Raw genomic sequence first — 1,571 nt, 5'->3', positions numbered from 1 at the left:
GCCTTCACCTCCTTCACCTTGGTGGCGAAGACGGCGTCCTTGCCGGCCAGGTTCGGCGCCTGGTATTCCGCGGGGAAGGACACCTTCACCTGCAACTCGTCGCCCGCCGAAACGCCGGCCAGCTGCTCCTCGAAGCCGGGGATGAACGAATTCGATCCCAGAACCAGCGGGTAATCCTCGGCGGCACCGCCCTGGAATTCCTCACCGTCGATGGAGCCCTTGAAGTCGATCACGATCTGATCGCCATCCTCGGCCGCACCGTCCTTGGCATCGAAGCTCTGGGCGTTCTTGGCCAGGCTTTCGAGCGCCTCGTCCACGTCCTTTTCGTCGGGCGTGACGACCATCTTCTCGATCTCGATCTCGGAGGCATCCAGATCGGGGATGTCGGGCAGCTTCTCGTAGGTCATCTCGACCTCGACATCGTCGCCCTGCGCCCACTTCTCGTTGGTCATCTTGACGTCGGGCTGCATCGCGGGGCGGTCACCGGATTTCTCGAAATGCTCGTTCATGGCGCCGTCAATGCTTTCCTGCATCGCTTCGCCCATGACGCGCTGGCCAAACTGCTTTTTCAGCAGCGCCATCGGGACCTTGCCCTTGCGAAAGCCCTTCATTTCGACGTCGGGCTGGGCTTCGGCCAGCTTCTCGTTGACCTTTGCGTCCAGCTCGTTCGCCGTCAGCGTGATGGTATAGCCGCGTTTCAGACCGTCGTTCAGCGTCTCGTTGACCTGCATGTGTGCTCCATAGAATTGAGCCCGCGCTGGCGCGGGCGAAAAATTTGAGCCCTTCTATGTGCCAATGCCCCCGTGCGCAAGGGTCCCCGCGCGGGCAGGCAACTGGAAGGGCCGCCGGGATTACATCCCCAGCGCTTCTTTATACATCTCCATCACCGCTTCTTCTTCGGCGATGTCGTCGGCGTCGCGTTTGCGAAGCGCGATGACCTTGCGCAGGAGCTTGGTGTCGTAGCCGCGCGCCTTGGCTTCCGCCATGAGTTCCTTTTGATGCTCGGCGAGGTCTTTCTTCTCGGCGTCCAGCCGCTCGATCCGCTCCACGAACTGGCGCAGCTCATTGGCGGTCACGCGGTAGGTCGCGTCGCCTGAGTCTTCGACCGTTTCGGGATTTGTACCTGTATCACTCATCGCGCGCTCCTCGGCTTGGCATTCTTTCGCGCCTGATTACGCGGGGTGCCTGCGCACCGCAAGACGGACTTGCCCCGCAGCCGGGATTGGCTTACCGGGTGGCGCATGGAAACGAGCCAAAGCAAAATTTTCGATCTTGTCATCTGGACGGGTGCCGCCATTTCGCTGCTGGGGCTTTTGGGCTTGGCGTGGTGTATCCTGACCGTGGCGCGGGCGAAGCGTGCCAATCTGGACGATGCCGCCATGCGCGAAGTTTTGCGCAAGGCGCTGCCGCTCAACATGGGCGCGCTGTTTCTGTCGGTGATCGGTCTGATGGCCGTCGTCGTGGGCATCTTTCTCGCCTGAGAGGTTGCAGGCGACGCTGGACAGCGCAGGCTGCGCTGATTACATCGTCCTATGGATATTCGCCAAATCACCCCCCGTTATTTCGTCGCC

The 1,571-nt window shown here is 61.4% G+C and carries 3 protein-coding genes; 1 reads left to right on the top strand and 2 read right to left on the bottom strand.

Annotated features, from left to right (window positions below; translation table 11 throughout):
• Both tig and WA989_RS14165 read right to left on the bottom strand, forming a co-directional pair.
• On the bottom strand, positions 1-731 hold a 731-nt coding region (tig, locus tag WA989_RS14170), incomplete at its 3' end, for a trigger factor (protein WP_424341136.1).
• A 120-nt stretch (positions 732-851) separates the two neighbouring features.
• Positions 852-1,136, bottom strand: a complete 285-nt coding sequence (locus WA989_RS14165; RefSeq protein ID WP_424341135.1) for a DUF2312 domain-containing protein — start codon at positions 1,134-1,136, stop codon at positions 852-854.
• 105 nt (positions 1,137-1,241) lie between these two features.
• Between WA989_RS14165 and WA989_RS14160 the strand changes: the two genes are divergently transcribed.
• Positions 1,242-1,481 carry a hypothetical protein gene (locus tag WA989_RS14160; RefSeq protein ID WP_424341134.1) on the top strand — a complete coding sequence of 80 codons (240 nt, stop codon included), beginning with the start codon at positions 1,242-1,244 and terminating at the stop codon, positions 1,479-1,481.
• Positions 1,482-1,571 lie beyond the last annotated feature (90 nt).

Origin of the sequence: Henriciella sp. (assembly GCF_049649345.1) — a bacterium.
Classification (GTDB): domain Bacteria; phylum Pseudomonadota; class Alphaproteobacteria; order Caulobacterales; family Hyphomonadaceae; genus Henriciella.
This window is presented reverse-complemented; position numbering and strand designations above follow the sequence as displayed.